Origin of the sequence: Myxococcus sp. CA040A (assembly GCF_013336725.1) — a bacterium.
In the GTDB taxonomy this organism is placed as follows: Bacteria; Myxococcota; Myxococcia; order Myxococcales; family Myxococcaceae; genus Myxococcus; species Myxococcus llanfairpwllgwyngyllgogerychwyrndrobwllllantysiliogogogochensis.
The window spans coordinates 150,910-176,519 of the sequence record NZ_JABUMR010000012.1 but is presented as its reverse complement, the minus strand read 5'-3'; the positions used below and the strand labels follow the sequence as shown (position 1 = coordinate 176,519).

The 25,610-nt window shown below is 69.1% G+C and carries 21 protein-coding genes; 14 read left to right on the top strand and 7 right to left on the bottom strand.

Features of this window, described 5'->3' with window-relative positions:
• The first annotated feature begins 14 nt into the window (after nt 1–14).
• Nucleotides 15–572 carry a hypothetical protein gene (locus HUA75_RS40240; protein ID WP_174489445.1) on the top strand — a complete coding sequence of 186 codons (558 nt, stop codon included), beginning with the start codon at nt 15–17 and terminating at the stop codon, nt 570–572.
• 10 nt (nt 573–582) lie between these two features.
• Here HUA75_RS40240 and HUA75_RS40235 read toward each other — a convergent pair whose 3' ends face one another.
• Nucleotides 583–1,464: a diadenylate cyclase gene (locus HUA75_RS40235; protein WP_141648375.1), complete on the bottom strand. Its 882-nt coding sequence runs from the start codon at nt 1,462–1,464 to the stop codon at nt 583–585.
• 126 nt (nt 1,465–1,590) lie between these two features.
• Between HUA75_RS40235 and HUA75_RS40230 the strand changes: the two genes are divergently transcribed.
• On the top strand, nt 1,591–1,953 hold the full coding sequence (locus HUA75_RS40230; protein WP_141648374.1) for a TraR/DksA C4-type zinc finger protein: 363 nt from the start codon (nt 1,591–1,593) through the stop codon (nt 1,951–1,953).
• 74 nt (nt 1,954–2,027) lie between these two features.
• Here the strand turns inward: HUA75_RS40230 and HUA75_RS40225 are convergent, their stop codons facing one another.
• Complete coding sequence (locus HUA75_RS40225; protein WP_174458615.1) at nt 2,028–2,795, bottom strand: FHA domain-containing protein; 768 nt, start codon at nt 2,793–2,795, stop codon at nt 2,028–2,030.
• 113 nt (nt 2,796–2,908) lie between these two features.
• Between HUA75_RS40225 and HUA75_RS40220 the strand changes: the two genes are divergently transcribed.
• Entirely contained in the window at nt 2,909–4,606 is a 1,698-nt protein-coding gene (locus HUA75_RS40220; protein ID WP_141648373.1) for a serine/threonine-protein kinase, read from the top strand.
• Nucleotides 4,607–5,794: 1,188 nt separating this feature from the next.
• Here HUA75_RS40220 and HUA75_RS40215 read toward each other — a convergent pair.
• Nucleotides 5,795–6,967 (bottom strand): FHA domain-containing protein, encoded by a 1,173-nt coding sequence (locus HUA75_RS40215; protein ID WP_174458616.1) that lies wholly within the window; start codon nt 6,965–6,967, stop codon nt 5,795–5,797.
• A 148-nt stretch (nt 6,968–7,115) separates the two neighbouring features.
• Here HUA75_RS40215 and HUA75_RS40210 point away from each other — a divergent pair, with 148 nt between their 5' ends.
• Both HUA75_RS40210 and HUA75_RS40205 read left to right on the top strand, forming a co-directional pair.
• Nucleotides 7,116–9,329: a bifunctional (p)ppGpp synthetase/guanosine-3',5'-bis(diphosphate) 3'-pyrophosphohydrolase gene (locus HUA75_RS40210; RefSeq protein WP_141645287.1), complete on the top strand. Its 2,214-nt coding sequence runs from the start codon at nt 7,116–7,118 to the stop codon at nt 9,327–9,329.
• 81 nt (nt 9,330–9,410) lie between these two features.
• A complete protein-coding gene (locus HUA75_RS40205) occupies nt 9,411–9,797 on the top strand; it encodes a RidA family protein (RefSeq protein WP_141645288.1) in 387 nt (128 codons plus the stop codon).
• 99 nt (nt 9,798–9,896) lie between these two features.
• Here the strand turns inward: HUA75_RS40205 and HUA75_RS40200 are convergent, their stop codons facing one another.
• The gene (locus tag HUA75_RS40200) at nt 9,897–11,855 is read right to left on the bottom strand and encodes a thioredoxin domain-containing protein (RefSeq protein ID WP_174489444.1); all 1,959 of its coding nucleotides are present in this window, start codon (nt 11,853–11,855) and stop codon (nt 9,897–9,899) included.
• 223 nt (nt 11,856–12,078) lie between these two features.
• Between HUA75_RS40200 and HUA75_RS40195 the strand changes: the two genes are divergently transcribed.
• Nucleotides 12,079–12,309 carry a sulfurtransferase TusA family protein gene (locus HUA75_RS40195; RefSeq protein ID WP_141645290.1) on the top strand — a complete coding sequence of 77 codons (231 nt, stop codon included), beginning with the start codon at nt 12,079–12,081 and terminating at the stop codon, nt 12,307–12,309.
• Between the two features lie 20 nt (nt 12,310–12,329).
• Here the strand turns inward: HUA75_RS40195 and HUA75_RS40190 are convergent, their stop codons facing one another.
• Both HUA75_RS40190 and HUA75_RS40185 read right to left on the bottom strand, forming a co-directional pair.
• Nucleotides 12,330–13,238 carry an ABC transporter ATP-binding protein gene (locus HUA75_RS40190; protein ID WP_141645291.1) on the bottom strand — a complete coding sequence of 303 codons (909 nt, stop codon included), beginning with the start codon at nt 13,236–13,238 and terminating at the stop codon, nt 12,330–12,332.
• The gene (locus HUA75_RS40185; RefSeq protein WP_217446500.1) at nt 13,235–14,122 is read right to left on the bottom strand and encodes an ABC transporter permease; all 888 of its coding nucleotides are present in this window, start codon (nt 14,120–14,122) and stop codon (nt 13,235–13,237) included. The genes HUA75_RS40190 and HUA75_RS40185 overlap by 4 nt, the downstream gene beginning before the upstream one ends.
• Before the next feature lie 160 nt (nt 14,123–14,282).
• Between HUA75_RS40185 and HUA75_RS40180 the strand changes: the two genes are divergently transcribed.
• Entirely contained in the window at nt 14,283–15,824 is a 1,542-nt protein-coding gene (locus HUA75_RS40180; RefSeq protein ID WP_174458623.1) for a penicillin-binding transpeptidase domain-containing protein, read from the top strand.
• 128 nt (nt 15,825–15,952) lie between these two features.
• On the opposite strand, the gene HUA75_RS40175 is transcribed toward HUA75_RS40180, so the two are convergent.
• Nucleotides 15,953–17,113, bottom strand: coding sequence for a DUF4388 domain-containing protein (locus tag HUA75_RS40175; RefSeq protein ID WP_174489443.1), 1,161 nt, complete (start codon nt 17,111–17,113; stop codon nt 15,953–15,955).
• Nucleotides 17,114–17,134: 21 nt separating this feature from the next.
• On the opposite strand from HUA75_RS40175, the gene HUA75_RS40170 reads away from it, so the two are divergent.
• The 7 genes from HUA75_RS40170 (at nt 17,135) to HUA75_RS40140 (ending at nt 25,491) form a co-directional block, all read left to right on the top strand.
• On the top strand, nt 17,135–17,413 hold the full coding sequence (locus tag HUA75_RS40170) for a glutaredoxin family protein (RefSeq protein WP_141645295.1): 279 nt from the start codon (nt 17,135–17,137) through the stop codon (nt 17,411–17,413).
• Between the two features lie 120 nt (nt 17,414–17,533).
• Complete coding sequence (locus HUA75_RS40165; protein ID WP_246137420.1) at nt 17,534–18,487, top strand: GGDEF domain-containing protein; 954 nt, start codon at nt 17,534–17,536, stop codon at nt 18,485–18,487.
• A gap of 44 nt (nt 18,488–18,531) precedes the next feature.
• Entirely contained in the window at nt 18,532–20,178 is a 1,647-nt protein-coding gene (locus tag HUA75_RS40160) for a sigma-54 dependent transcriptional regulator (RefSeq protein WP_141645296.1), read from the top strand.
• A gap of 52 nt (nt 20,179–20,230) precedes the next feature.
• Complete coding sequence (locus tag HUA75_RS40155; protein ID WP_174478601.1) at nt 20,231–21,544, top strand: GNAT family N-acetyltransferase; 1,314 nt, start codon at nt 20,231–20,233, stop codon at nt 21,542–21,544.
• Nucleotides 21,545–21,732: 188 nt separating this feature from the next.
• Nucleotides 21,733–22,542 (top strand): ActD protein, encoded by an 810-nt coding sequence (locus HUA75_RS40150; RefSeq protein ID WP_174478630.1) that lies wholly within the window; start codon nt 21,733–21,735, stop codon nt 22,540–22,542.
• Complete coding sequence (locus tag HUA75_RS40145) at nt 22,542–24,779, top strand: caspase family protein (RefSeq protein ID WP_174489442.1); 2,238 nt, start codon at nt 22,542–22,544, stop codon at nt 24,777–24,779. The genes HUA75_RS40150 and HUA75_RS40145 overlap by 1 nt, the downstream gene beginning before the upstream one ends.
• A gap of 145 nt (nt 24,780–24,924) precedes the next feature.
• Nucleotides 24,925–25,491: a tetratricopeptide repeat protein gene (locus HUA75_RS40140; protein ID WP_141645299.1), complete on the top strand. Its 567-nt coding sequence runs from the start codon at nt 24,925–24,927 to the stop codon at nt 25,489–25,491.
• The last annotated feature ends 119 nt before the right edge of the window (nt 25,492–25,610 follow it).

The window sequence follows — 25,610 nt, the reverse complement described above, 5'->3', positions numbered from 1 at the left end:
CTCCGGCCCACGCCATGTTCTTCGGCCTCTGGAAACGGAAGAAGGAGCCCGCCGGCCCGGCGGACCCGCTCGTCGCCTTCGACGAGCTGCTCGAGAACCTGGACCGGCAGGCCGCCGAGCTGCGCAAGTCCGCGGCCACGCTGCTCGCCCTGAAGGGGGACCTTGCTCGCGCCGTGGAGCGCTACTCCCGCCGCCTGGAGGACCTGGCCTCGCGCCATGCCACCGCCGCGTCGCGAGGGGACTCGAAGGCCGTGGGGGTGCTCGCGAGGGATTCCACCCAGGCCGAGGCCCTGCTGGCCACCACGCGGGAGTCGCTGGAGCGCGCGGACTCGGATGGAAAGCTGCTGCTGGAGGCCGCCGCGGAGCTGGGGGACCGGGTGGAGGAGCTGCGCCGCGAGCGGGAGAGCGCCTCCGCGCGCCTCACCCTGGGCGGCATCGTCACCGACGCGCTGAAGGAGCGTGTGGCCCGCTTCGAGCAAGCGTTGGTGGTGGATGCGGCGCGTGACGAGGTGGAGCGCGCGCACGCACTGGCGGAAGTCTACCGGGAGGAGCGCCGGGAAAAGGCGGACTGAGCCAGCCGTCTCAGGTGCGGCGCGCCGTCTGGTGCAGCTCCAGGACGATGTTGCCGCCCTTGAAGAGGCGCACCGCGCCGGACGTCTGGCTCACCACCAGCGCGATGCAGGCCGTGGAAGAGGTGATTCCCGCGGCGGCCGCGTGCCGGGCGCCCAGGCCGAGCGGAATCTTCACCATCTCGTCCTGCGCGGACAGGTAGCGTCCGGCGGCCAGCACCACGCCGTCCTCGCGGATGACGAAGGCTCCGTCCAGCACGGAGAAGTTCTTGATGGCCTCGCGAATCTTCGGGTCCAACACGTTCCGTTCGGCCTCGGAGAGGCCCTGGAACGGGTTGATGGTCATCTGCCGGCTCTTCTCCAGCACCGTCGTGTGGTCGCCGATGGTGATGATGGTGCCGATGGGATGACCCTCGAAGCCCTCCTGACCAATCTGGAGCGCCAACTGGATGAGCGCGTCCACCACCTGGGAGTTAAACTCCTCGCCCAATTTCACGCCTTCAATCGCGAGCCGATCATCCAGCGACCCACCAATCCGCATCTGCATCAGCGTATCGGGAGCACGACCCACACGCCCCGTCATGCAGAGCACCAGGTCGCCTTCCTTGAACGCTCCCTGCGAGAGCGCGGAGACGAGGGCCACCTTCACCCGTTCGGTGCGCGAATAGTCGTAGGCGGGGATGACGAGCGCACGGACCTTCCGAAGCAGGTGCTCCTGTGCCAGCTTGTCCAGCGTCACCGCATACACGAGCTTCTTGCGAGCAGGCCGGCCCCGGAGTTCCTCGGGAGGGATGGGCGTGTCACAGATGTAGAGAAAATGATCCACATCGCTCTTGGCGGCCAGCGAGAGGGCCGAGCGCAGGAACTCCCGATCAAACTTCGTGTTCTCGCTCAACCGCCCTCCCGTTCACCCGCAGTCGTGACTGGGTCAGCTTGACACCGACGGCTCTCTGAATAAAGCTTTCGGGCCCGTTTTTTGGGGGACAGGGCCCAAAAACCCTCGCGCACTGGAGCGAAGGCTGTGAACCAGAAAGATCTCAAGCGTTACAAGAAGATGCTCGAGGACAGCAAGACGAGCCTGCTCGAGAGCGCCAAGAAGACCCTGGTGGAGGAGTCGAATTTCGACACGGACGACCTCCCCGATGAGATTGACCTGGCCTCTTCCGAGTACGCGCAGTCAATGGTGTTCCGACTGCGGGACCGAGAGAAGTTCTTGCTGCAGAAGATTGATCGGGCGCTGACCCGGATCGAAGACGGCACGTTCGGCGTCTGCGAGCGTTGTGAAGAGGACATCTCCCCCAAGCGGTTGGAGGCACGTCCGGTGACGACGCTCTGCATCCGCTGCAAGGAGGAGCAGGAGAAGAAAGAGAAGTCCTACGGCTGAGTGCCGTGGGAGCCCAGGGCCGCGCGGGAATCCCCCGTGCGGCCCGGGTGAGTCCGGGGAAGAACGGCGCCGCCTCAGGCGAGGGGCGCTTGGATCTCCACCCGGAGCAGCTGTCGGCCGATGAGGTAGTGGTCGCCGTTGTCCACGAAGGTGGGGCCGGCCAGCCGCATGAAGGTGCCGTTCGACGAGCCGACGTCACGCACGGTCAGCCGGTCCTGGCGGACCTGCAGCACCGCGTGACGCCCGGAGACGAAGCCGTCGGTGGGGAAGGTGAGGTCACCCTGCTCGCGTCCCAGCAGGTTGTCGCCCTCGCGAAGCGGATACGCCGCGCCCCGGAGTCCCCCCTCCAGCAACTGGATGAGCCGCAGGCGGTAGCCGGGATCCGGCGAGCCCCAGATCTGCGTTCCTCCAGGCCCCTGCGTCGCGGTGGGGATGGGCTCCAGCACCAGCCGCTGACGTCCCAGGCGCACTTCACCGCCGGGTGACAGCTCGCGCTCCTGGCGCAGCCGCACGAAGACGCCGTTGGCGCCGCCCACGTCCTCTACCGCCAGGCGCGAGCCGGAGAAGAAGAAGCGCATCTGGACGGGCATGATGAAGGGGTCGTCCGGGAGCGAGAGTTCCCCCTGCTGGCCGCAGGTGAGGGTGTCTCGCTGCATGCGGACGACGGACTCGGGGCCGCCGTCGGCCCGCACCACGCGGATGGAGACCTGGGGGCGGGAGGACAGGCTGGCCACGGCCATGACCATCGTTCCGGAGCGCAGCGGCGAGCCGCACGCTCGGCAGACGGTGGCGTCCCGGGGGTTTTCGGTATCACAGCGGGGGCAGTATTCCATCGCTTCCATGAGGGCTCCGCGTTTCTACCAGGGGTGACGCGAGGTTGCTCGTCTTGCGAGCGGCTTGCTCAGTACCCGAGCGACGTGGTGAACTCCGTGACCCACCCTTCGGGGAAGTTGACTTGCACTGCCCCTCCTGCGGCGCTGACGCCCAAGAATCCTCCCGTTTCTGCCCGGCCTGCGGTGCGACCCTCGTGCGCACGCCGGATGCTGACGACTACGTCGGCCTGACCATTGCCCAGAAATATCGGGTCGAGGCCCTCATTGGCGAGGGCGGCATGGGGCGGGTGTTCCGAGCCCGGCAGATTTCGCTCGACAAGGTCGTGGTGCTCAAGGTGCTCCGGCACACGTTGCTGTCGGACGAGCGCACCGTGGCGCGCTTCCAGCGCGAGGCCAAGGCCGCCAGCCGACTGAACCACCGCAACTCCATCAGCGTGCTGGACTTCGGCCAGGCCGAGGACGGGGCGCTCTTCATCGCCATGGAGTACGTGGCGGGGCAGGACCTGCACCAGATTCTCAGCCGCGAGTGGCCCCTGGGCGAGGGGCGCGTGGTGCGCATCGTGAGCCAGGTGCTCGGCGCGCTGTCGGACGCGCACGGCGCGGGCGTCATCCACCGGGACCTCAAGCCCGAGAACATCATGGTGGAGCAGCGGCGCAACGAGCCGGACTTCGTCAAGGTGCTCGACTTCGGCATCGCGAAGATCACCGACTCCACCGACGACGGACCGGCGCTCACGCGCGCGGGCTTCGTCTGCGGCACGCCCGAGTACATGTCGCCGGAGCAGGCGCGCGGCGCGACGTTGGACCACCGCTCGGACCTGTACGCGGTGGGTGTCATCCTCTACCAGCTCATGACGGGCCTGCTGCCGTTCGAGTCGGACTCGGCGGTGGGCTTCGCCACCAAGCACCTCACCGAGGAGCCGCCGCCCCCGACGCGGCGCCGGCCCGACGCGCGCATCTCCCCTGCGATGGAGCGGCTCATCCTGCGCACGCTCTCCAAGAGCCCGGATGACCGGCCCGCCAACGCGGAGGCCTTCCGCGCTGAGTTGATGGCGGTGGAGAAGGAGCGTCGTCGCTCGGAGGCGCCTCCTCGGCGGCCCCAGCCCTCGGCGGTGCTCGCGCCGCTGCCGCGCAAGTCGACGGGACGCAACGACGACAGTCGTGACGCCACGGCTCCGGGGTGGGGCAGCGAGGTGACGGTTGAAGCCACCGTCCGCGCGCTTCCAGACGTGCTCTCGCCGCTGCCCTCCAATGCCGACGCGATGCCCGCGACGCGGGAGAAGACGGACTCCATCATTCCCACCCAGCCCGGGGTGGGTGGCGGAGGGCTGGGCTTCTTCTTCAAGTCGCTCACCGTGCTGCTGGTGGTCGGCGCGGGCCTCTTCTTCGCGTACTACTTCTATTACTTGAACGGCGGGGGGAAGCCGGGCGTTGTCTCCCCCTTCTCGCTGCCGCGTAACGCGCCCGTTCCCGGGAACGTCGGGAGCACGGCGGGGGACTCCGAGCAGCCGCTCTACGAGCAGCAGATCCCCGCGGCGAATCGCAACCTGGAGGAATCCAGCCGCCATGCGCAGGCGGGAGATCAGGCGCTGGAGCGCGGCGACCTGGGGCTCGCCAAGTCGAAGTACAAGGACGCCTTCCAGAGCAACCCGGACCCGGAGCTGGCCCTCAAGCTGGGCGAGTTGTACTGGCAGCAGGATCAGCTCGACGAGGCCAGGGGCTGGTGGTCGCGGCATCTGCGCGAGGTGTCGAACTCGAAGGCCAGGCCCCTCATTGAGCAGCGCCTGGGGGGCACCGTGGCCCGCCCGTCGAGTCCGTAGCGAGGCGCCACTCGACTCCCCCGAGACGCTTGCTCTGGCTGGGTGTCTCTCCCTCGAGTACGCGGTGCTCGGTACCCCGGGGCCACTCGCGCGGGAGGACAGGCTGGGTGTCTCTCCCTCGAGTACGCGGTGCTCGGTACCCCGGGACCACTCGCGCGGGAGGACAGGCTGGGTGTCTCTCCCTCGAGTACGCGGTGCTCGGTACCCCGGGACCACTCGCGCGGGAGGACAGGCAGCGTGTCGTCTCGGCGAACACGCGACGCGTGGCCCCCAAACGGGTGCTCGCAATGGCCGCGCGTCGTCTCAGCGAGCAGGTGATGCGCGGACCCAGAAGAGGTGCTCGCAATGGCCGCGCGTCGTCTCAGCGAACAGGTGACGCGCCCGCGCCCCGAGATGCTCACAGCGACCGCTCGCCGTCTCAGCGAACACACGAGGCGCGGTGCCCCACGACGCTCGCAATAGCCGAGCATCGTCTCAACGAACACGTGACGCGCGGTGCCCACGAAGCGCGTAATGGCCGAGCATCGTCTCAACGAACACGTGACGCGCGGTGCCCCACGAAGCGCGCAATGGCCGAGCATCGTCTCAACGAACACGTGACGCGCGGTGCCCACGAAGCGCGCAATGGCCGAGCATCGTCTCAACGAACACGTGACGCGCGGTGCCCACGAAGCGCGCAATGGCCGAGCATCGTCTCAACGAACACGTGACGCGCGGGTGCCCCGAGACGCTCGTAACGACAGCTCGCTGTCTCAGCGATCACATGATGCGCGGTGCTCCCGGAGGTGCTCGCAATGGCCGTGCGTCGTCTCAACGAACACGTGACGCGTGGACACCATCAGTGCTCGCAAGGGCAGTGCGTTCTCTCGACGAGCACATGAATCGCGGTGCTCCCGGAGGTGCTCGCAATGGCCGCGCGTCGTCTCAGCGAGCACATGAGGCGCGGTACCCCGGAGGTGCTCGCAATGGCCGCGCGTCGTCTCAACGAACACGTGACGCGCGTACCCAGAGGTGCTCGCCATGGCCGTGCGCCGTCTCAGCGAGCACATGAGGCGCGGTGCCCCGAGGTGCTCGCAATGGCCGTGCGCCGTCTCAACGAAGACGTGACGCGCGGACACCAGAGGTGCTCGCAATGGCTGCGCGTCGTCTCAGCGAGCGCATGGGGCGAGGTGCCCCGGGCCGCTCGCGCTAACCGAGCGTTTCGACCTGGAGCACGTGCTGCCCCAGCCGGACCCGGTCTCCTGGACGCAGGGGGCGCTCCTCGCCCGCGGGGATGCGCACGTAGGTGCCCAGGCCGCCGGACAAGTCCCGCAGCAGCGCTCCGGTCGGCGTGGGGGACAGCTCGCAGTGGCGACCCGCGAGGCCCTCGTCCCCCGGGAAGCTCAGGTCGCAGTGCGCCTGTCCCAGCGTGAGCAGCGGGGCGGCTGTCACCACCGCGCGGCCTCCCCTGCCACCGAAGATAACCTCCTCCACGCCGTACACGGCCTGCCCGAGCGGCACGGGGGCGCCGTAGACGATGGGGCGACCGGCCACCGGCGCCGGTGTCTCCAGTCGGCCCGTGAAGCGGAACAACCGCTGCCCCGCGCTGAAGTGGGTGCGCGCGGTGATGGCCTCCGTGCCCGCCACCGTGACGAACACGCCGGAGGCGCTGGACTCGTCCCGCACGAAGAGCGCGCCGTCCTTCACCAGGAAGGTGGCGTGCAGCGGCGACACGAAGCCGTCATCCGGGAAGAGGATGGCGCCTCGCTGGCGGCCCACCACACAGCCCGTGACGGGCAGCTTGTAGCGCTGACCCCGCGTCGAACCCGCGATGACCGCCAGTCCGAAGCGCGAGGCCGCGGGGGCGGGGCGGGGAGCCGCGACGGGGGGCGCCGTGGCACCTGTCCGGCCAGGGAGGGCGGAGTCGGGCACCGGGGGCGGCGGACGCGTGTTGGCGGGCCCTGCGGGCGCGGTGCCTCGAGGGGACAGGGAGGGAGGGGTCGCCGGAGGCGCGGTCGGAGCGGGGGGGCGGGTGGCGGCGGGCCGCTCCACCATCAACCCGGCAGCGGCCGTCGGAGGCGGCGTCCGGGCCGAGGGGCGCATTCCCGGAGGGATGGCGCTGGGCGGAGGCGGCGTGACGGGGGGGCTGGCGGGCTCCGCCGGCCGGGGGCCAGGGAAGGAGGCCACGGCCGCGGGCCGGCCCCCCTGGGGCGTCGCGGCGGGTGGGCGCGCCGTCGCCGCGGGCTTCGCGGCGGCAGGCCGAGCGGCCGGGGCATCCCCGAGAGCCTGGCCGCAGAGCACGCAAGAGGCCGAGCGCGGCGGATTGAACCCGTCACAGTTCGGGCAGACCACGGAGAGAGCCGACAACAAGAGCTGTGACATGGGCGAACCAGAATCTACGGGCGCGTAAAACGTCGGGTCAACGAAAGCGAACGCGATGGGTGGGACAAGCCCGGAAGAGAAATGTGACAGGTTCCGTGGGGCAACGTTGCCCCCCCTCCGGCACGAAGTTACGATTCCCCCTGCTTCGATGATCCGCCTGAACGACATCCTCCAACGGGTTTCCTCGTACCACCCGGACCCCGACCTGGACATCATCAAGAAGGCCTACGTCTACTCGGCCAAGGTGCATCAGGGCCAACTGAGGAAGTCAGGCGAGCCCTATCTCGTCCACCCGCTCGAGGTGGCCGGCATCCTCGCGGACCTCAAGCTGGACGAGGCGTCCATCGTCACCGGTCTGCTCCACGACACCATCGAGGACACGCTCGCCACCGCGGAGGAGCTCACGGAGCTGTTCGGCGCTGAGGTGGCCCAGCTGGTGGACGGCGTCACCAAGCTGTCCAAGTTCTCCGCGTCCGCCACGCTCTCCCAGGAGGAGAAGCAGGCGGAGAACTTCCGGAAGATGATCATCGCGATGGCGCAGGACATCCGCGTCATCCTCGTGAAGCTGGCGGACCGCACGCACAACATGCGGACGCTGGACCACATGAACGAGGAGAAGCAGGCGCGCATCGCCCAGGAGACGCTGGACATCTACGCGCCCCTGGCGAACCGGCTCGGCATCTCCTGGATCAAGACGGAGCTGGAGGACCTGAGCTTCCGCTACGTGAAGCCACAGGAGTTCTTCGGCCTCCAGGAGAAGCTCAACAAGCGCAAGAAGGAGCGGGAGAAGTACATCGAGGACACCTGCGACCTCATCCGCTCCAAGCTCGCGGAGCGCGGACTGAAGGGCGAGGTCTCCGGCCGCTTCAAGCACGTCTACAGCATCTACAAGAAGATCAAGTCGCAGGGCATCGACTTCGATCAGATCCACGACATCATCGCCTTCCGCATCATCTCCCCCGCCGCGCCCGCCTGCTACGAGGCACTGGGCCTGGTGCACGAGATGTGGAAGCCGGTGCCAGGTCGCTTCAAGGACTTCATCGCGATTCCGAAGCCCAACATGTACCAGTCGCTGCACACCACCGTGATTGGCCCGTTGAGCGAGCGCGTGGAGGTGCAGATTCGCACCGCGGAGATGCACAAGATCGCCGAGGAAGGCATCGCCGCGCACTGGAAGTACAAAGAGGGCAAGGCCGTCATCTCCAAGGATGACGAGAAGTTCGCCTGGCTGCGCCAGCTCATGGAGTGGCAGCAGGACCTGAAGGACCCGAAGGAGTTCCTCGAGACGGTGAAGGTGGACCTCTTCACCGACGAGGTCTTCGTCTTCACGCCCAAGGGCGACGTGCGCTCGCTGCCGCGCGGCGCGACGCCGGTGGACTTCGCGTACGCCATCCACTCGGATGTGGGCAATCGGTGCGTGGGCGCGAAGGTGAACGGCAAGATTGTTCCCCTGCGCTACAAGCTGAAGAACGGCGACACGGTGGAGGTGCTCACCAGCCCGCAGCAGCACCCGTCCAAGGACTGGCTCACCTTCGTCAAGACGAGCCGCGCGCAGCAGCGCATCCGCGGCTTCATCAAGCAGCAGCAGCGCGAGAAGAGCCTGCAACTGGGCCGCGAGCTGACGGACCGCGAGTTCAAGCGCTTCCAGCTCAACTTCAACAAGCTGCTCAAGTCCGGCGAGGTGAAGAAGGTCGCCGAGGAGCTGGGCTTCCGGATCGAAGACGACCTGCTGGTGGCCATCGGCTACGGCAAGGTGACGCCGCAGCAACTGGTGCAGCGCCTGGTCCCCGAGGAGAAGCGCAACGAAGCGGAGGCCACGCCCCGAGGCGATGGCTCCGGCAACGGCTCGCACGCGGGGGCCTCTTCCATGCTCCCCGGGCTGTCCCGCGTGACGGACCTGGCCAAGCGCCTGGTGGGCCGCAGCAACCGCAGCGGCGTGCAGATTGGCGGCGTGGACGATGTGCTCGTGCGCTTCGGACGGTGTTGCAACCCCGTCCCCGGCGACCCCATCGCCGGCTTCATCACCCGGGGACGGGGAGTCACGGTGCACACGGTGGGTTGCGAGAAGGCGCTGGCGACGGACCCCGAGCGGCGCGTGGACGTGAGCTGGGACGTGCGGGGTGACTTCAAGCGCCCCGTCACCCTGCGCGTACTGACGGCGGACCGGACGGGTCTCCTGGCCGACATCTCCAACATCTTCTCGAAGAAGGGCGTCAACATCTCCCAGGCCAACTGTCGGGCCACGGGCGATGACCGGGCGGTGAACACCTTCGAGGTCATCATCTCGGACCTGAAGCAACTCACGGACCTGATGCGCACCATCGAGCGACTGAGCGGCGTCTACTCCGTGGAGCGAATCTAATCCGCCGCCTTTCGTGCTAGAGCGCCCGAGAAATCCGGCGGCCTGTCTCTCAGGGCCGCCCGAACCCTCGAGGTGCGCTCCATGGCTCGGAAGACTCTTCACTCGGACCAGGCTCCCAAGGCCATTGGCCCGTACTCGCAGGCGGTGCAGGTGGACGCCGGGAAGCTGACCTTCCTCTCCGGACAGATTCCCCTGGACCCCGTCACCATGGAGATGGTGCAGGGGGACGTCGTCGCCCAGGCGGAGCGGGTGATGCTCAACCTCCAGGCGGTGCTGGCGGCGGGCGGGCTGGACTTCAGCCACGTCGTGCGCTGCACCATCTTCCTCACGGACCTGGGTGACTTCGCCAAGGTGAACGAGGTGTACGGCCGCTACTTCACCGGCGCGCCGCCGGCCCGCGCCACCGTGCAGGTGGCCGCGCTGCCCCGCGGCTCCAAGGTGGAGATCGACGCCATCGCCGTCTCCTGAGCGTCCTTCCTCTGTCGTCCAAAGCAAGAGGCCGCCGGACCTTGTCGGTCCGACGGCCTCTGGTGCTTCAGGGCTCGAGAAGCAGCCCGGTGGAGCGGATTACTTCCCGTCCGCCGCGACGGCGCCGGCCTTCTTCAGCTCCTCATCGATGATGCGCTTGAAGCCGTCCAGCGGCTGGGCGCCCACGAGCGTCCGGCCGTTGATGAAGAACGTGGGGGTGCCGGTGGCGCCCAGGCGGGAGCCCTCGGCGGCGTCCGCGTCGATCTGCGCCGCGAACTTGTTCTCGTCCAGGGCCGCCTTGAACTTGGCGACGTTCAGGCCCAGCTCCTGCGCGTACTTGTCCAGGGACGCGCGGTCCAGCGCGCGCTGGTTGGCGAAGAGCTTGTCGTGCATCTCCCAGAACTTGCCCTGCTCGTGCGCGGCCAGCGCGGCGGCCGCGGCGGCCTTGGCGTTGCCGTGCATGGGCAGCGGCTGGTTCTTGAAGGCCACCTTCACCTTGCCCTGGTACTGCTCCTCGATCTGCTTGAGCGTCGGGACGACGCGGCTGCAGAAGGGGCACTCGAAGTCGGAGAAGGCGACGATGGTGACGGGCGCGTTCTTCGGGCCCTTCACCGGGGCGTTGCCCACGTCCACCTTCTGCACGGGCGGCTCGGCGGGGGCGCCCGCGGGAGGCGCGGCCGGAGCCTCGGCGACGTTCTGCGCGTTCAGCTTCGCGTACAGCTCCTCGGCCTTGGTGCCGGAGGCCAGCAGCTTGTCGGCCTTGGCGATCTCCTCGTCGATGAGGCGCTTGAAGGCGTCGAAGGGCTGCGCGCCCACGAGCTCACGGCCGTTGACGAAGAACGTCGGCGTCCCACTGGCGCCCACGGCGGTGCCGGCGGCGCTGTCGGCCTCGACCTTCGCCTTGTACTTGCCGCTGTCCAGCGCGGCCTTGAACTTGGCGACGTTCAGGCCCAGCTCCTGCGCGTACTTCTCCAGGGAGGCGCGATCCAACGCCTTCTGGTTGGCGAAGAGCTTGTCGTGGAACTCCCAGAAGCGACCCTGCTCGTTGGCGGCCTCGGAGGCCTCGGCGGCCAGCTTCGCGTTGGCGTGGAAGGGCAGCGGCTGGTGACGGAACACCACGCGCACGTCCTTCGGGTAGTCCTTCTTGATCTGCGCGAGCGTGGGGCCCGCGCGGCTGCAGAAGGGGCACTCGAAGTCGGACCACTCGACGATGGTCACCTTGGCGGTGGCGGGACCGAAGGCGGCCGCGTCGGCCGGCACGTCGATCTTCCGCACCGCGGGCGCCTGCTGCTGCGGGGCCGCCTTCGGCGCGGCGCGCTCGGCGCCCTTCTCGATGATCTTCGCGTACACCTGGCTGGCGGGAACGCCACCCTTCACCAGGGCCTCGGCCTTGCCCAGCTCCTCGTCGATGAGGGCCTTGAAGTTGTCGATGGGCTGCGCGCCGGAGAGGAAGCGGCCGTTGATGAAGAAGGCCGGGGTGCCGCTCGCGCCGAGCTGGCTCGCCAGGGCCTGGTCCCGCTGGATGGCCTCGGCCAGCTTGGGGCTGGTCAGGTCGGCCTTCCACTTGTCCAGATCCAGACCAATCTCCTGCGCGAACTGCTGCAGGGACGCGTCATCGAGCTTCTTCTGGTTGGCGAAGAGCTTGCCGTGCATCTCCCAGTACTTGCCTTGCTCACCGGCCGCGAGGGCGGCCAGGGCCGCCGGCTTGGCGCGGGGGTGGAAGGACAGCGGGTTCTGACGCATCACCACGCGCAGCTTCTTGCCGTAGTCCTCCTCAAGCTTCTCCACCGTCACATTGGCGCGGCTGCAGAAGGGGCACTCGTAATCCGAGAACTCCACAATCGTGACAAGGGCATCGGCGTTACCCCGGGTGGGGGAACCTTCGATGGGAACCTTGAACACGGTGGGGTCCACCGGACGACGCGCGGGGTTGGCCTGACCAGCTTGCGCAGCGGGCTTGGTGGTATCGGTCTTCGAGGACGGGCCGCTGTACACACGGCCGCCAACGAAACCAAGCACCAGGCCGACCAGCAGGGCCACGATGATATTGGGCTTCATGGGTGGGTTCTGCTCCTTCGCCATAGGTCCGACTCCGGCCCCGAGCGTGGATGTGCGAGAAAGATTGAGAGGGCCGGGGTACTTAACAGAGGGATTTCCAGACACGCAAGCCGAGTGGAGACGCGCTCCGCTCGACGAGCAGGCCCCTCAGGGGCCCGGAAACTGGGCGGTTCTCGGAAAAATTCCGCATGCTCGGATCTGCGCGGTGCGAGAGAGTCCTTGAATGGACATCGCAGCGCGCGTGGACACCTCTGGGGCATATTGCCCCGTGCCCATCCTGGAGATCGCCAAGGTGATGAGGCGCCTGCCCGCCGGCGCCCTGGTGGAGCTCATCTCCACGGACCGGGGGCTGGAGGCGGATCTGCCCGCCTGGTGTGAAGCGACGGGCCACGAGCTCGTCCGTCTGGAGCGCAGAGGGACGAGCTACGTGGGCTGGGTGCGCAAGGCGGGCTGACGCCCGAGCGCACTCCCTCTCTAGAGCAGCTGGAGGACGCGGTCCTCGAGGCGCCGGCCGCGGCTGACGCCGAGGATGAGCACGCCGCTCTGGAGCAGGTGGGCCACCACGCGGCTGATGACTTCCTCGGGCTTCGCCTGTCCGCCGAAGCGCACGACGAGGATTCCCTCACCGTCCATGCGTGCGTCGGTGACGTCGGGCAGGGTGGTCAGCTCCGGGGGGATGACCATGCCGCTGGCGATCTGCACGCGGAACTCCGCGCCCTGTCCGGTGAGCTCGGACATGGTGCCCGCCTGCGCGAGACTGCCTTTGTCGAGGATGGCGGCCGCGTCGCACAGCTCCTCCAGCTCCTGGAGGTTGTGGCTGGAGACCACCACCGTCTGTCTGCCCTTCATGTCTTTGATGACCTGACGCACCTGCGCGGCGATGCGCGGGTCCAGGCCGGCGGTGGGCTCGTCCAGCAGCACCAGCGGCGGGCGCCCCATCAGCGCCTGCGCCATGGCCGTGCGCTTGGCCATGCCGTGGCTGAGCGCCTGCGTCTGGACCTTCCACGCGTCCATCAGCCCCACCTGCTCCAGCGCTTCACGGGCCTCGTTCTCCGGAGTCGCGAGCCCCGACAGCTTCGCCCAGTACGTCAGGAGCGCGCCCACTTCCCAGCCCGAGGGCAGCACCGCGTCCTGCGGCAGTGCCCCGACGCGGCCCTTGAGGGCCCCGGGCGTGGAGGGGTCCACGTCCATGATCTTGAGGGTGCCCTCGGAGGGATAGAGATACCCACACATCATGGAGAAGGTCGTGGTCTTGCCGGCGCCGTTGGGGCCGATGAGGCCATACACCGCGCCCCGGGGCACCGAGAAGCTGACGCCGTTGACGGCGACCTTCGGGCCGAAGCGCTTGGTGATGCCGAACAGTTCGATGGCCAGGTCGCTCACAGGTCCCTCGCGCGCAGGGCCCCGTAGGCGCCCAGAAGAAAGAGGGTCGCGAAGCCCGCGTAGGCCGCGCCGCTGATGCCGAACTCGGTGAACTTCGGGTGCAACAGGTCCCCCGCGTAGTTGGAGGGCGACAGGTAGCGCAGGAAGCGCAGCGCGCCCGTCTCTCCCGAGGCCCGGCCCACCGTGTCCATCAGCCAGAAGACGAACAGGAGGATGAAGTTGAAGACCAGGCTCACCCCGGGCGTGCGGAAGAGGCTGGAGCACAGCGTGGTGAGGGCCACGTACGCCAGCGAGAAGACGATGGCGGCGAACCAGAACTTGAGCAGGTTGATGATCAACGCCGCGGAGCCGAAGTCGGGGTTGGCGATGCGCGCGTAGATGAAGATGGCCAGGTCGATGACGAGCACCAGCCCCACCAGCAGCGCCGCCTGCGTCAGGAACTTGCCCAGCAGCACCGACGAGCGCCGCGCGCGCACCGTCAGGTAGCGCATGGAGCGGGGGGCCACCTCGCCGCTGATCTGATCGAACCCCATCAGCGCCACGTAGGCTGGCAGGAAGAAGAGGGTGACCTTGAAGACGAGCAGCACCTCGATGGGGACCTGCGCGAGCGCCTCCATCATCGAGGTGTCGTTGCTGGTGAGGAAGCCCAGCACGCCCTTGCGCGTCTCCTCCATCAGCCTCGTGGCCGACTCCGCGTCGGCACCGGCGCCCGCCAGCCGCTCGTTCATCGCGGTGCGCAGGTCACTGGTCAGCTTGCCAATCACCAGCAGCACCAGCGCGGAGAACATGCTGTAGAGCCCGAGCAACACCACCGCGCGACCACTGCGCACGGCCCGTTGAAGCTCGGCGCCCCAGATGACCAGGGTTTCTTTCAGTCCGTCCAAAGTGTGGGTGACCCTATCGGACTTGCACACTCCACCGCCAAGTTTCTGACAGGAGCGGCAATCAGGCGGGCAGGGAAGCGTCCGTGGACAGCGAGCCTCCAGCCGCTAGGATTCGCGTGCTGCTCCTGCCCCCCTCTCAGCCGCCCCCCTCGCGCCGCACATGACGATTCGCCGCCGCCTCCTGTCCGCCGCCGCGCTGCTTCCCCTCGCTCTGCTCCTGGGGGCCCAAGAACCCGTCCAGGGGGGCGCCTCCGTCGAGGCCCCGGCCGCCAGTGACTCTGGAACGGGGGCGAATGGCGCGAGTCAGGCCGCTGCCTCGACACCCACGGCGGGTCCTTCTGGGACGGCGAGCGGGTCCGGCGCCGGTGTGGCCATCTCGGGCGCGGGGGATTCGGGAAGCGACCCGGGCGCGCATGCCGGAGGAGGGGGCACCATCGCGTCCCCGTCTCCCGCTGGCGGAGAGGACGGCGGAACGAGCGCCGAGGCCGAGGCGGTGGCGGCCGCCGCGGTGCAGGGTGGGGCCGATGCGGGGTTGACCACGCTGGTGACGGTGCCGGGGCTGCTGCCGCCCACGCCGGTGCCCTCGCGACTGACGGCGCCTCCCATGGCGAAGCTCCAGACGATGCCTCGCGCCGCGGACCTGATGGCTCGCGCGAAGCTGCAGGGCGAGCGGCTGGTGGTGAAGGAGAAGGACGGGCACACGCGCGCGCTCACCGTGGACCCGGTGCTCCAGGCGTCGCTGACGAAGATCCTCCGCGACTACGAGGTGCCATATGGGGCCGCCGTGGTGCTGGAGCCCTCGACGGGGCGGGTGCTGGCGCTCGCGGAACATTCGCAGGCGCAGCCGGAGCTGCGAGGGCTGCCCTACCGCGCGGTGTTCCCCGCCGCGAGCATCTTCAAGATCGTCACCGGCAGCGCGCTGCTGGAGGCCGGCGTCACGCCCACCATGGAGGAGTGCTTCCACGGCGGGAAGCGGAGGCTCACCGAGAAGCACCTGGAGGACAGCGAGCGCGACGGGGCCTGCTACTCGCTGGCGCTCGCGATGGGCAAGAGCGCCAACGTCATCTTCGCCAAGCTGACGCAGAAGCACCTCACCGCGGATGTGCTGCGGCGCATGGCCGCGCGCTTCCGCTTCAACCGCGAGATTGACTTCGTGGTGCCCACGGACGTGTCGCTCGCCGCCGTGCCAGAGGACGGCTTCGCCCTGGCCAACACGGGCGCCGGCTTCGGCGACGTCTACCTCTCGCCCCTGCATGGCGCGCTGCTGGCCTCGGTGGCCGCGAATGACGGACGCTGGGTGGACCCCGTGCTGGTGGAGCCGGAGCAGGGCTCGCTGCTGCCTCCCGAGGGCGAACGCGTGCTGACTCCCGAGGCGGCCCGCGCGCTGACGGACATGCTCGAGGAGACGGTCACGCACGGCACCGCGCGCGGCATCTTCCGCGAGCGCAACTTCCGCGTGGACAACGCCGTGGGAAAGACGGGCACGCTCGCGGACCGCAATCCGTTCCGGGACTACTCGTGGTTCGTCGGCTTCGCGCCTCGCGACAACCCGCGCGTCGCCGTGGCCGCGCTCATCGTCAATGACCCGAAGTGGCGCATCCGTGGCACGTGGCTGGGACGCGAGGCGCTGCGGCTCGGCCTGGAGCGCGTGCCCGCCCCCGTGGAGCTGACCGCGCCCGCGTCCGCCGCGGGCAAGCACTGAGCGGGTGGACGACTCGCCGCGCGGTGCGCTTCACCCGCGTTGGGACGCCGCCGCCGTGGATGCACTTCCGTGCGTCCCGCTTCATTGACGGGGCAAGGCACCGCACGGGAGGACGACTCGACGCGCGGTCAGCGCGCGGTGAGCTTCACCAGCCCCATGTCCACGAAGCCGTGGAAGAACTTCAGCGCTTCGAGTTCTTGCAACGGAGACACGTGGACGATGGCGGCGATGTCCCGGCGGCCGTCGACGCGTGAGAGCAGGTAGCGCTCGGGCGCGGTGAGCTGGAGCGTCTTCAGATGCGCGGGCGACACCTGGAGCGCCGGCACCTTCGTCGCGTCCATCAGCTCCCGGCGCAGCTCCGCCAGCAGCTTCTCCTGCGCTGCCTTCACCAACGCCACCGAGCGGGACGTCGGGGACATCTCGTGCGCCCGTCGCGCCAGCGCCTCGCCGTCGCGCACGTTGCCAGCGTCGAGGAAGAGCTGCGCCGCCTGGAGCACCTCGTCCGATGACGACTCCGAGCCGATGACGCCCGTGTCCTCCGGCTTCTCCACCTCCACCACCGCGGACGTGACGGGCACGGGGGCCTCGTCCGAGACCTTCACCGCGTCCAGCCGGTAGAGCGCGTACAGCCGCTGATAGAGGAAGAAGTCCGTGGCATGCAGCGCCCTGGCAAGCCCGTCGATGCTCAGGCCGTCCTGGATGAGCTGGACGATGCGCTCGTCCATGCTGCCGGGCTTGCGCTCGGGCAGCTTGCGTTCATCCACGGACAGCCGCACCGCGCCGGAGGGGAACACCGCGCGGATGGCCTCCCATGCCGTCTCCCGGAACTCGCCCTCGCGGTGGATGTCCATCAGGTCCACCTCGATGTCGAGGCCGGCGATCTCCGGCGCCGTGTCCGACGCCTCGAAGGTGAACTCGCCCTCCCGCCAGTGGAAGGCATCCAACATCATCTCCCGGAACTTGTGGCTCAGCGTCGAGCGCGCCGTCGCTTCCGGCACCACCCCGGTCATCACCAGCACCTTGCCCAGGAAGACGCGCGTCTGGGCCTGGGTGCTGAACGCCTTCTCGAGCTGGGCCTCCGTCAGATGCCCCATGGTGATGAGGAATTGACCGAAGTACTCCCGATGCTGATTGGAGCTGGCGCAAATCACCTGGCCATCACGGAGGACCCATTGCTTGCGGACCTCCCCTCGCTCCACCTTCAGCGAGCCAGTGGCTCGACGGTTCCCGAGGTAGACGACGAGGTCCTTGAGGGGCATCGTCGGTAAGTCACCAGTCAGACCTCGCATCGACCGTCCATCCTGCCCGCCATGAGAGTCGAGATCTACTCGAAACCCAAATGCTCCCTCTGCGACAAGGCAGCCGACGTCGTGGACGCCGTCCGCGCTCGCATCCCCTTCGAGCTGAGGCTCATCTCCATCCTGGAGGACCCGGCGCTCTTCGAGCGCTGGCGCTACGACATCCCCGTGATCGTCATCAACGACGTGCCCGCCTTCAAACACCACGTCACCGAGGCCGAGCTGGAGGCCCGGTTGCGTGAGGTCCAAGGTGGCATGTCCATTGCTAAAACCGATGCCCAGGATGGGTAGCCGAGCGCCCTTCCCTTGGAAATCCGGGGGGATGAAGAGAGCAGGGAAGGGCTGGGGACTGTAATTCCGGGCACGTGCCGGGGGAGTGGTGGAGAAAATTCTGGTGGGGAGGCGGACGTGGTGGGCGTGAGACGCAAGCGGGTGGGGAAGGCGGCGCAGCCGCCCACCGTGCTGCTCATCGAGCCGCGGGCGGACGACCTGGAGCGGACCCGGATGCTCCTCGGGGAGGCCGGCTTCCGGGTGGTGCCAGTGACTCGCTTCGACGCGGCGGTGCCGCTGTTCGAGGTCATCCGCCCGGACGCGGTGCTGCTGGCGGTGCAGGCGCCGGACTATGGCGCCGTGCAGGTGGCGAGGAGGCTGCGGCAGATCAGCCGGGGCACCGTGCCGTTGCTCTACATGGTGGACCCGCACGACGTGGGGGCCTACCAGCACTGTCTGGAGAAGGGGCAGTGCGTGGACGTCGTGCCGCGGTCGGGCAGCGGGTCGGAGCTGGCGGTGAAGCTGCACGCGCAGCTGCGGCTGAAGGCGGCCGTCCTGCGGGCGGCGTCAGGTGAGGAAGAAGACACGGCGCTGGCGCTGCATGACCCGGTGACGGGGCTTTACAACAAACCGTTCCTGCTCTCGCTCCTGGGCCTGGAGGTGCGCCGGTGCGAGCGGTATGGCGGGAGCTTCTCCGTGATCTCCGCGGAGGTCGGGGGCTGGAGCGCGATGCGCAAGGAGTACGGGCGCGGCATGGCGGAGCGTCTCTTGGTGTACAGCGCGGTGGTGCTGGGACAGACGGTGCGGGAAGCGGACGCGGTGGCCCGGGTGGGTGAGAGCCAGTTCGCGCTGATGTTGCCGGGGACTCCGGCGGAGGCGGTGCCGGTAATGCTGTCGCGGGTGGCCGCGCGCTTCGAGTCGGCGCGTTTCCAGGTGGACGGTCGAGTGGTGCGCACCACGTTGGAGCTGGGGGCGGTGAGCTTCCCGGACACGGTGGGCACGCCTCAGCAGCTTTTGAGCGCGGCGCAGCAGGACATGCGGCGCACGCGTGAGTTTCGTCGGATGGCCGGGTCCATGACCCGGCTCTCGGTGTGAGGATGGGCGGAGGTTCGATGCAGAGGGCGAGCGGAGGCGAGGGGATGGATCGGATCGCGGTGCTGGTGGTGGATGACGAGGAGTCGGTTCGCACCTTCCTGTCCGAGTTGCTCGGCAGCGCGGGCTATCAAGTGCGCTGCGCGGGGAGTGGCGCGCAGGCGTTGGAGATGCTCGCGGGGGGCTCGTTCGACGCGGTGTTGCTCGATGTCGTGATGCCCGAAATGAGTGGCCTGGAGGTGCTGCGTCGCTACCGGGGCCAGGGTGGCAATGCCCCCGTGGTCGTGCTCAGCGGCCTGACGGGCGCGGACGACGCCGTGCGCGCCATGAAGATGGGCGCCAGCGACTATCTGTCGAAGCCCCTGGGCAATGACGAGTTGCAGGATGCCCTGGCCCGGGCGCTCGGCACGCGCGTGCCTGATCGCCAGGTGGTGCCTCCGCCCCTGGCGCCGCGTCCGGCGGTGGACACGGCGGCGGAATCCCGGGTGCTCATCTCCTCGTCTCCGTCCATGAGACGGGCGCGGGCGCTGGTGGAGCGCATCGCGAACGAGAACGTCCCGGTGCTGCTCCTGGGCGAGTCCGGCACGGGCAAGGAGGTCATCGCGCGGGAGATCCACGCACGCAGCCAGCGTCGCGGACGGCCGTTCATCAAGGTGAACTGCGCGGCGCTCCCTGGCGAACTCCTGGAGAGCGAGCTGTTCGGACACGAGCGCGGCGCGTTCACGGGCGCCACGGCGGAGAAGCCCGGCAAGTTCGAGCTGGCGGACCAGGGCACCATCTTCCTGGACGAGATTGGCGAGATGGCCATCCGGCTCCAGGCCAAGCTGCTCCAGGTGCTGCAGGACGAGGAGTTCTTCCGCGTCGGTGGCAAGAAGAGCGTCCGCGTGGACAGCCGCGTGGTGGTGGCGACCAACCGCGACCTGGAGAAGGAGATCGCGCTCGGCAACTTCCGCGAGGACCTCTACTACCGCCTCAACGTGGTGGCCATCCGCCTGCCGCCCCTGCGCGAGCGGCGCGAGGACGTGGTGCCGCTGACGGACCACTTCCTCAAGAAGTACGGCCGCCAGTACATCACCGGCGTCTCGGAGCTGCCCACGGAGGTGCTGCAGGCCTTCGCGGACTACGACTGGCCGGGCAACGTGCGCGAGCTGGAGAACATGGTGCGCCGGCTGTGCGTGCTCAAGGACCCGACGCTGGTGCTCGATGAGCTCAACGCCGCGGGTCGCTCTCCGGCGAGCGCGCCGTCCCTTCCCACCGCCTTTGGTGGCGACGACAGCGGCTACGGGCACCGCGCGGTGGAGGAGCATCCGCGTGGGCACCAGGGCTCGTCCGTCCAGGTGCTGGAGATGCCCTCGCGCAGCGTGTCCCCGACCACGGCGGCTGCGCACAGCCAGGCCCATGCGTCCGCGGTGATGGAGCCGATGAACTCCGTGATTCCGGCGCCGCGCTACGTCAATCCGTTCGACGTGCCGCAGCCTCCGCCTCCGCCTCCACCGGCGGGAGAGCTGTCGCTGAAGGACATCGGCAAGCGCGCGGCGATGCTGGCCGAGCGCGAGGCCATCCTCGCCATGCTCCAGCGCACCGCGTGGAACAAGCGGCGCGCGGCCGGCAAGCTGCGCATCAGCTACAAGGCGCTGCTCTACAAAATCAAGGAGTGCGGAATCATCGACCCGCGCGCCAGCGCGGAGCTGTGATCGGTACGCCACGGCTTGCCTTTGCCCCCCGGCTTTCGCTATCGCGGGGGGCATGACTCCTTCCCTGGTCTTCCTGGGCTCCGGTTACACGCTGACGCGACTCGCGGTGGCGCAGGCCCAGGCAGGACGAGACGTCCTCGCGGCCACGCGGGATTCCGCCCGACGCGAGGAACTGGTGCGCGCGGGTGCTCGCGTCTCCTCGCTGGAAGACGCGCTGCTCCAGACGCAGGGCGCGCACGTCGTCGTCTCCGTTCCACCCGAGGCGGGGCTCGACGGCGCCATCGCCAGCGCGCTCGCGGCCCGGCCTCCCGCGCGACTCGTGTACCTGTCCTCCACCGGTGTCTACGGCAGCGCTCGGGGAGCGGTGGACGAGGACACGCCGGTGGACGTCGCCTGGCCCTCGTCACTCGGTCGCCTGGAAGCGGAGTCGCGCTACCTGCCGCTCGGAGCGATGGTGCTGCGCATCGCCGGCATCTACGGCCCCGGGCGCGGTGCCCACTCCCGCCTGCTGTCCGGCAACCTCCGCCTGCCGGAGCGCGGAGGGCGCATCTCCCGCGTCCACGTGGATGACCTGGGCGCGGCCATCCTCGCGGGGCTCGAGCAGGGAACGCCCGGGGCCCTGTACTGCGTGGCGGATGATCGCGCCGCGCCCCTGGAAGAGACCGTCACCTGGCTGGCGCATCGGCTGGCCATGTCGGTGCCTCCGCGTGTGCCCCTGGAGACGCTGCATGAGTCCCTGCGCGGTGACAGGGCCATCTCCAATGCCCGGCTCAAGGAGCTGGGCTGGCTGCCGCGCTACCCGGACTTCACCGTGGGCTTCGCCGCGGTGCTGAAGGAGGAAGGGCGCACGAGCGGGGAGGGCGACATCGTCATCCGCCCGGTGTTTCCCGACGAGGTGGAGGCCTTCCGGGCGATGCGGCTGCGCTCGCTGACGGAGCACCCGGAGGCCTTCGGGTCCTCGTTCGAGGAGGAGTCCCAGTTCGCGCTGGAGGTGTTTCGCGGGCGGCTCGAGTCGACGGATTCGCAGCGGGTGCTGGGGGCCTACGACGGGACGCGGCTGGTGGCAGTGGTGGGCGTGCGCCGGGAGCCCCGTCTCAAGTCCGCGCACAAGGCCTTCGTCTGGGGCATGTACGTGGCCGAGGAGGCTCGCTCACGCGGTGTTGGCCGCCGGCTGCTCGTCGCCATCCTCGCCGAGGGGCGAAAGCTCCCAGGCGTCGAGCAGCTCCTCCTGGCCGTCGTCTCCGGCAACGCCGCTGCCCACGCCCTGTACCGCTCCGTTGGCTTCCAGACATATGGGGTGGAGCCCCGGGCGCTGAAGATCGGCGGCGCCTATGTCGACGAGGAGCTGATGGTCCTCACGCTCTGAGTTGGCCCCAGGCGCACATCCCCGCACCCGGCCTGTCGCTTCAGGTCGAGCCCGTGACGTGTCGTTTGTTTGCGCCACCCGGCGATGGCGGGTGACAGATCCACGACGCCATGGTGTTCCAGGGAACGGAGGACGCGGAGGTGGCCTGGATGGAGGGCCGCGCTGACCGCGCTGGAGGCTTCGTGAGTATGGCCCTGTGCACCCCTGACTGGCTGCTGGAGCGAATCGCCCTGGGTGAACTGCCCTCGGACGCGCTCGCCGCCGCCCGCGCCAAGCTGGAGCAGGAATCCCACGGGGCCGCGCGGCTCGCCCGGCTGGAGTCGGACTCGCGCGAGACGCTGGCCCGTCACCCCCCCGAGTCCGTGAGCCGGGAAGTGGCCCGTCGCCTCCGCACCGCCCAGCTCCAGGCGAACGCCGCTCCGCAGCCGGAGCGCCAGGGCTGGCACGGGTGGTCCCTGAGCATGCCGGTGGCCGCGTCCCTGGTGCTGCTGTTCCTGTCCGCGCAGCAGGACGTGGTGGAGTCGCCTTCGCTGCTGCCCGTGCGCGTCGAGCTGCTCGAGACGGTGGGCATCAAGGGCGATGCCCGGTTGCTGGTGTATCGGCAGGACGCGGGAGCGCCGGAGCTGCTGTCGGACCACACGCCCGCCCGCACCGGAGATCTGCTCCAGCTCAGCTACATTTCCGGGGGCCATCGCCATGGCGTGGTGGTCTCCGTGGACGGACGAGGCGCTGTGACGCTGCATCACCCCACCACCCTGGTGGGGCCCACGAAGCTTCAGTCGGGAGACGCGGTGTCCTTGACGCATTCCTACGAACTCGATGACGCACCGGGTTTCGAGCGCTTCTTCCTCGTCACCTCGGATTCGCCGCTGGACGTGGGGTCCGTGCTGGAGGCCGCGCGCCTGCTGGCCCGTCACCCCACCGAGGCGAGCATCCGGCCGCTCCCGCTTCCGGGTACCCTGGCCCAGACATCCTTCACGTTGGAGAAAGTGCCGTGATGCCGCGGTCGCTCCTGTTCCTGTCCCTGTTGCTTCCCACGCTGGCCATGGCGGCTCCCGCCACGCCCGCGCCCGTCGCCGTCCGTCGCTTCGCGCTGCTGGTGGGCGTCAACGATGGAGGCCCTGGCCGTGCCCGGCTCCGCTACGCCGTCACCGACGCGAGCTCCTTCGGCAACGTGCTGGAGGAGCTGGGCGGAGTGTTGCCTCAAGACCGGCTGATGATGCTGGAAGGAGACCGCGCGGCGCTGGAGCAGGCGCTGGCGCGCTTCAAGGCCATGGTCGGCGCGGCGAAGGCCCCGGGGGCTCGCACCGAGGCGCTCATCTACTACTCGGGCCACTCGGACGAAGAGGGCCTGCTGCTGCACAAGGACCGCTTCGGCTACCGCGAGCTGCGTCAGGCGCTGGAGCAGCTCCCCGCCGACGTGCGCATCGCCATCCTCGACTCGTGCGCCTCCGGCACGCTGGCGCGTCAGAAGGGCGGCGTGCGCCGTCCCGCCTTCCTCGTCGACACGTCCTCCGCCGTGCGCGGCCACGCCATCCTCACGTCCTCCTCCGAGGACGAGGTGTCGCAGGAGTCCGACCGCATCGGCGGCTCGTTCTTCACGCACAACCTGGTGTCCGGCCTGCGCGGCGCCGCCGACTCCACGGGCGACGGGCGCGTCACGCTCCACGAGGCCTACCAGTTCGCCTTCCATGAGACGCTCGCGCGCACCGAGCGCACGCGCGCCGGCGCCCAGCACCCCGCCTATGACATCGAGCTGGCCGGCACGGGCGAGCTGGTGATGACGGACCTGCGCACCACGTCGGCCGTGCTGGTGATGGGCGAGGGCGTCGAGGGACGGCTGTACGTCCGTGACGAGCCCGGGCGTCTGGTGGTGGAGCTCAACAAGCTGGCGGGCCGCGCCACGGAGCTGGGCCTGCAGCCCGGTCGCTACACGGTGATGCGCGAGTCGCGCGGCGCCAGCTCCCAGGCCGCGCTGGTGGTGGGGGAGGGCGGGCGCACGGTGCTCGCCGACACCGCCTTCGTGCCGATGGCGGGCGAGCTGACCGCGATGCGCGGCGGCGCTCCCGTCGCGGGCGCGGGCTCGCAGCCGATGGTGACGCCGGTGGACCGCGCGGGGCACACCTACCGCTTCCTGAACCTGGGGCTCGCTCCGAAGCTCCAGACCAACGACCTCTTCGGCGCGAATGGCGAGGTGGACAACGCCCTCTCCGTGTCGCTGGGCGTGGCGAGCCTGGGACGGCTGGATGGCTTCGCGATGGCGCTGGGCGCGAACTGGAACTCGGACTCCATCCGCGGCGTGCAGACGGCCATCGGCGGCAACGTGGTGCGCGGCGAGGTGGACGGCATGCAGCTCGCAGTGGGCGGCAACTGGGCCAGTGGACCGGTGGGCGGTATGCAGCTCGCGGTGGGCGTCAACGTCGCGCGGCAGGGCGGAACGCTGGGCCAGCTCGCGGTGGGCGCCAACGTGTCCAGCACGTCGATGTCCGGCACGCAGATGGCGGTGGGTTCCAGCTGGGTGGATGGCGATTTCGAGGGCTACCAGGCCGCGGTGGGCCTGAGCATGGTGCGCGGCAAGATGTCCGGCGTGCAGATGTCGGTGGGCATGAACTGGGCCGATTCGGCGCGCGGCGCGCAGCTTTCGCTCATCAACATGGGCGGTGACGTGGACGGCATGCAGTTGGGCCTCATCAACGTCGCGGGGAAGATGAACGGCGTGCAGTTGGGCCTCATCAACGTGGTGAAGGACCTGGAGTCCGGCGTCCCGGTGGGCCTCTTGAACATCGTGAGCAACGGCCAGTTCCACGTCGAGGCGTACGGCAGCGACGTCAACTACGCCAACGTCGCGCTCAAGGTCGGCAGCCGCTACCTCTACACCACGCTCGTCGTCGGCATGGGCGCGGTGAAGGACTCGCGCGGCCCCAGCCACTGGACGACGGGTGTGGGCATCGGCGGCCACGTACCGCTGACCGAACGCTTCTTCTTCGACGTGGACGTGGTGACGAACAACATCCACGAGTGGGGCGGCGCGTTCGAGGGCAACCGGCTGCTGCACCAGGCCCGGCTGATGGCGGGCTTCCAGCTGGCCTCCCGCTTCGCCATCATCGCCGGCCCTACCTTCAACGTCATGCACACCACGGACGGTGAACCCGTGACGTCGCTCAGCCAGTTCTCCAAGACCTCCGACCGGGACGTCCTGTTCTGGCCTGGAGTCCAGGTAGGTCTGCGTCTCTGATGGACGGTGTCCGGAGTGGAGCGGATGGCTCCCATCAGCCGGACGAAATCGAAGCCCCCAGAACGCCTTTCCAGCCGGTGCTTACCGGTGAGAGGCTGGCCGAACGGCCGTTGGATGGCCGGGCAATCCTTGCCCTGGGGGCACGATGTCCAAGTTGCTGTTCGCGGCATTCAACGAGGGCGCCAAGCTCTCGATGACCGGCCAACACGAAGCCGCGATCTCCGCCTTCGACAAGGTCCTCGCCGTGGACCCCAAGCACTTCCCGGCCCTCACCGCGCGGGGCTCCTCGCTCGCACGGCTGGGCCGCACCGAAGAAGCCCTGCGCTGCTTCGAGCGCGCCATCGACGTGGACCCGTCCGCCGCGGACCCGCATCGCGACGCCGCCCTCTGTCAGTTGGAGCTGGGGGAGCCGGAGGCCGCCGCGCAGTTGATGGAGCGCGCCATCCAGCTCAACGCGGACCCTGGCTACCGCGAGGCCTCCGCCATCGAGGTCTATGAGCGGGGCAACGCGCTGCTCACCCGGGGCCCTCGGCGCCCGGACAAGGCGCGCTACCGGCAGGCCCGCCACACCTTCGAGCTGGCCCTGGAGCTGTCTCCCGCCTACGTCGAGGCCGCCAAGGCCCTGTCCGACGTGTGGGAGCACCTGGGCGACACCGCCCAGCGAGACCACTACGCCCAGCTCGCCCTGCGCCTGCGGCCCGTGGGGGGCTGAGCGAGCGACGGAACAGGGGGCCGCGCGCCCCGACGCGCGCTCATCCCCGTCCTCGAAGGGATGACGCCCTTCGTGGACGCATTGCCCCACTCCCGATGTTACCCATCCGCGCGGGCATT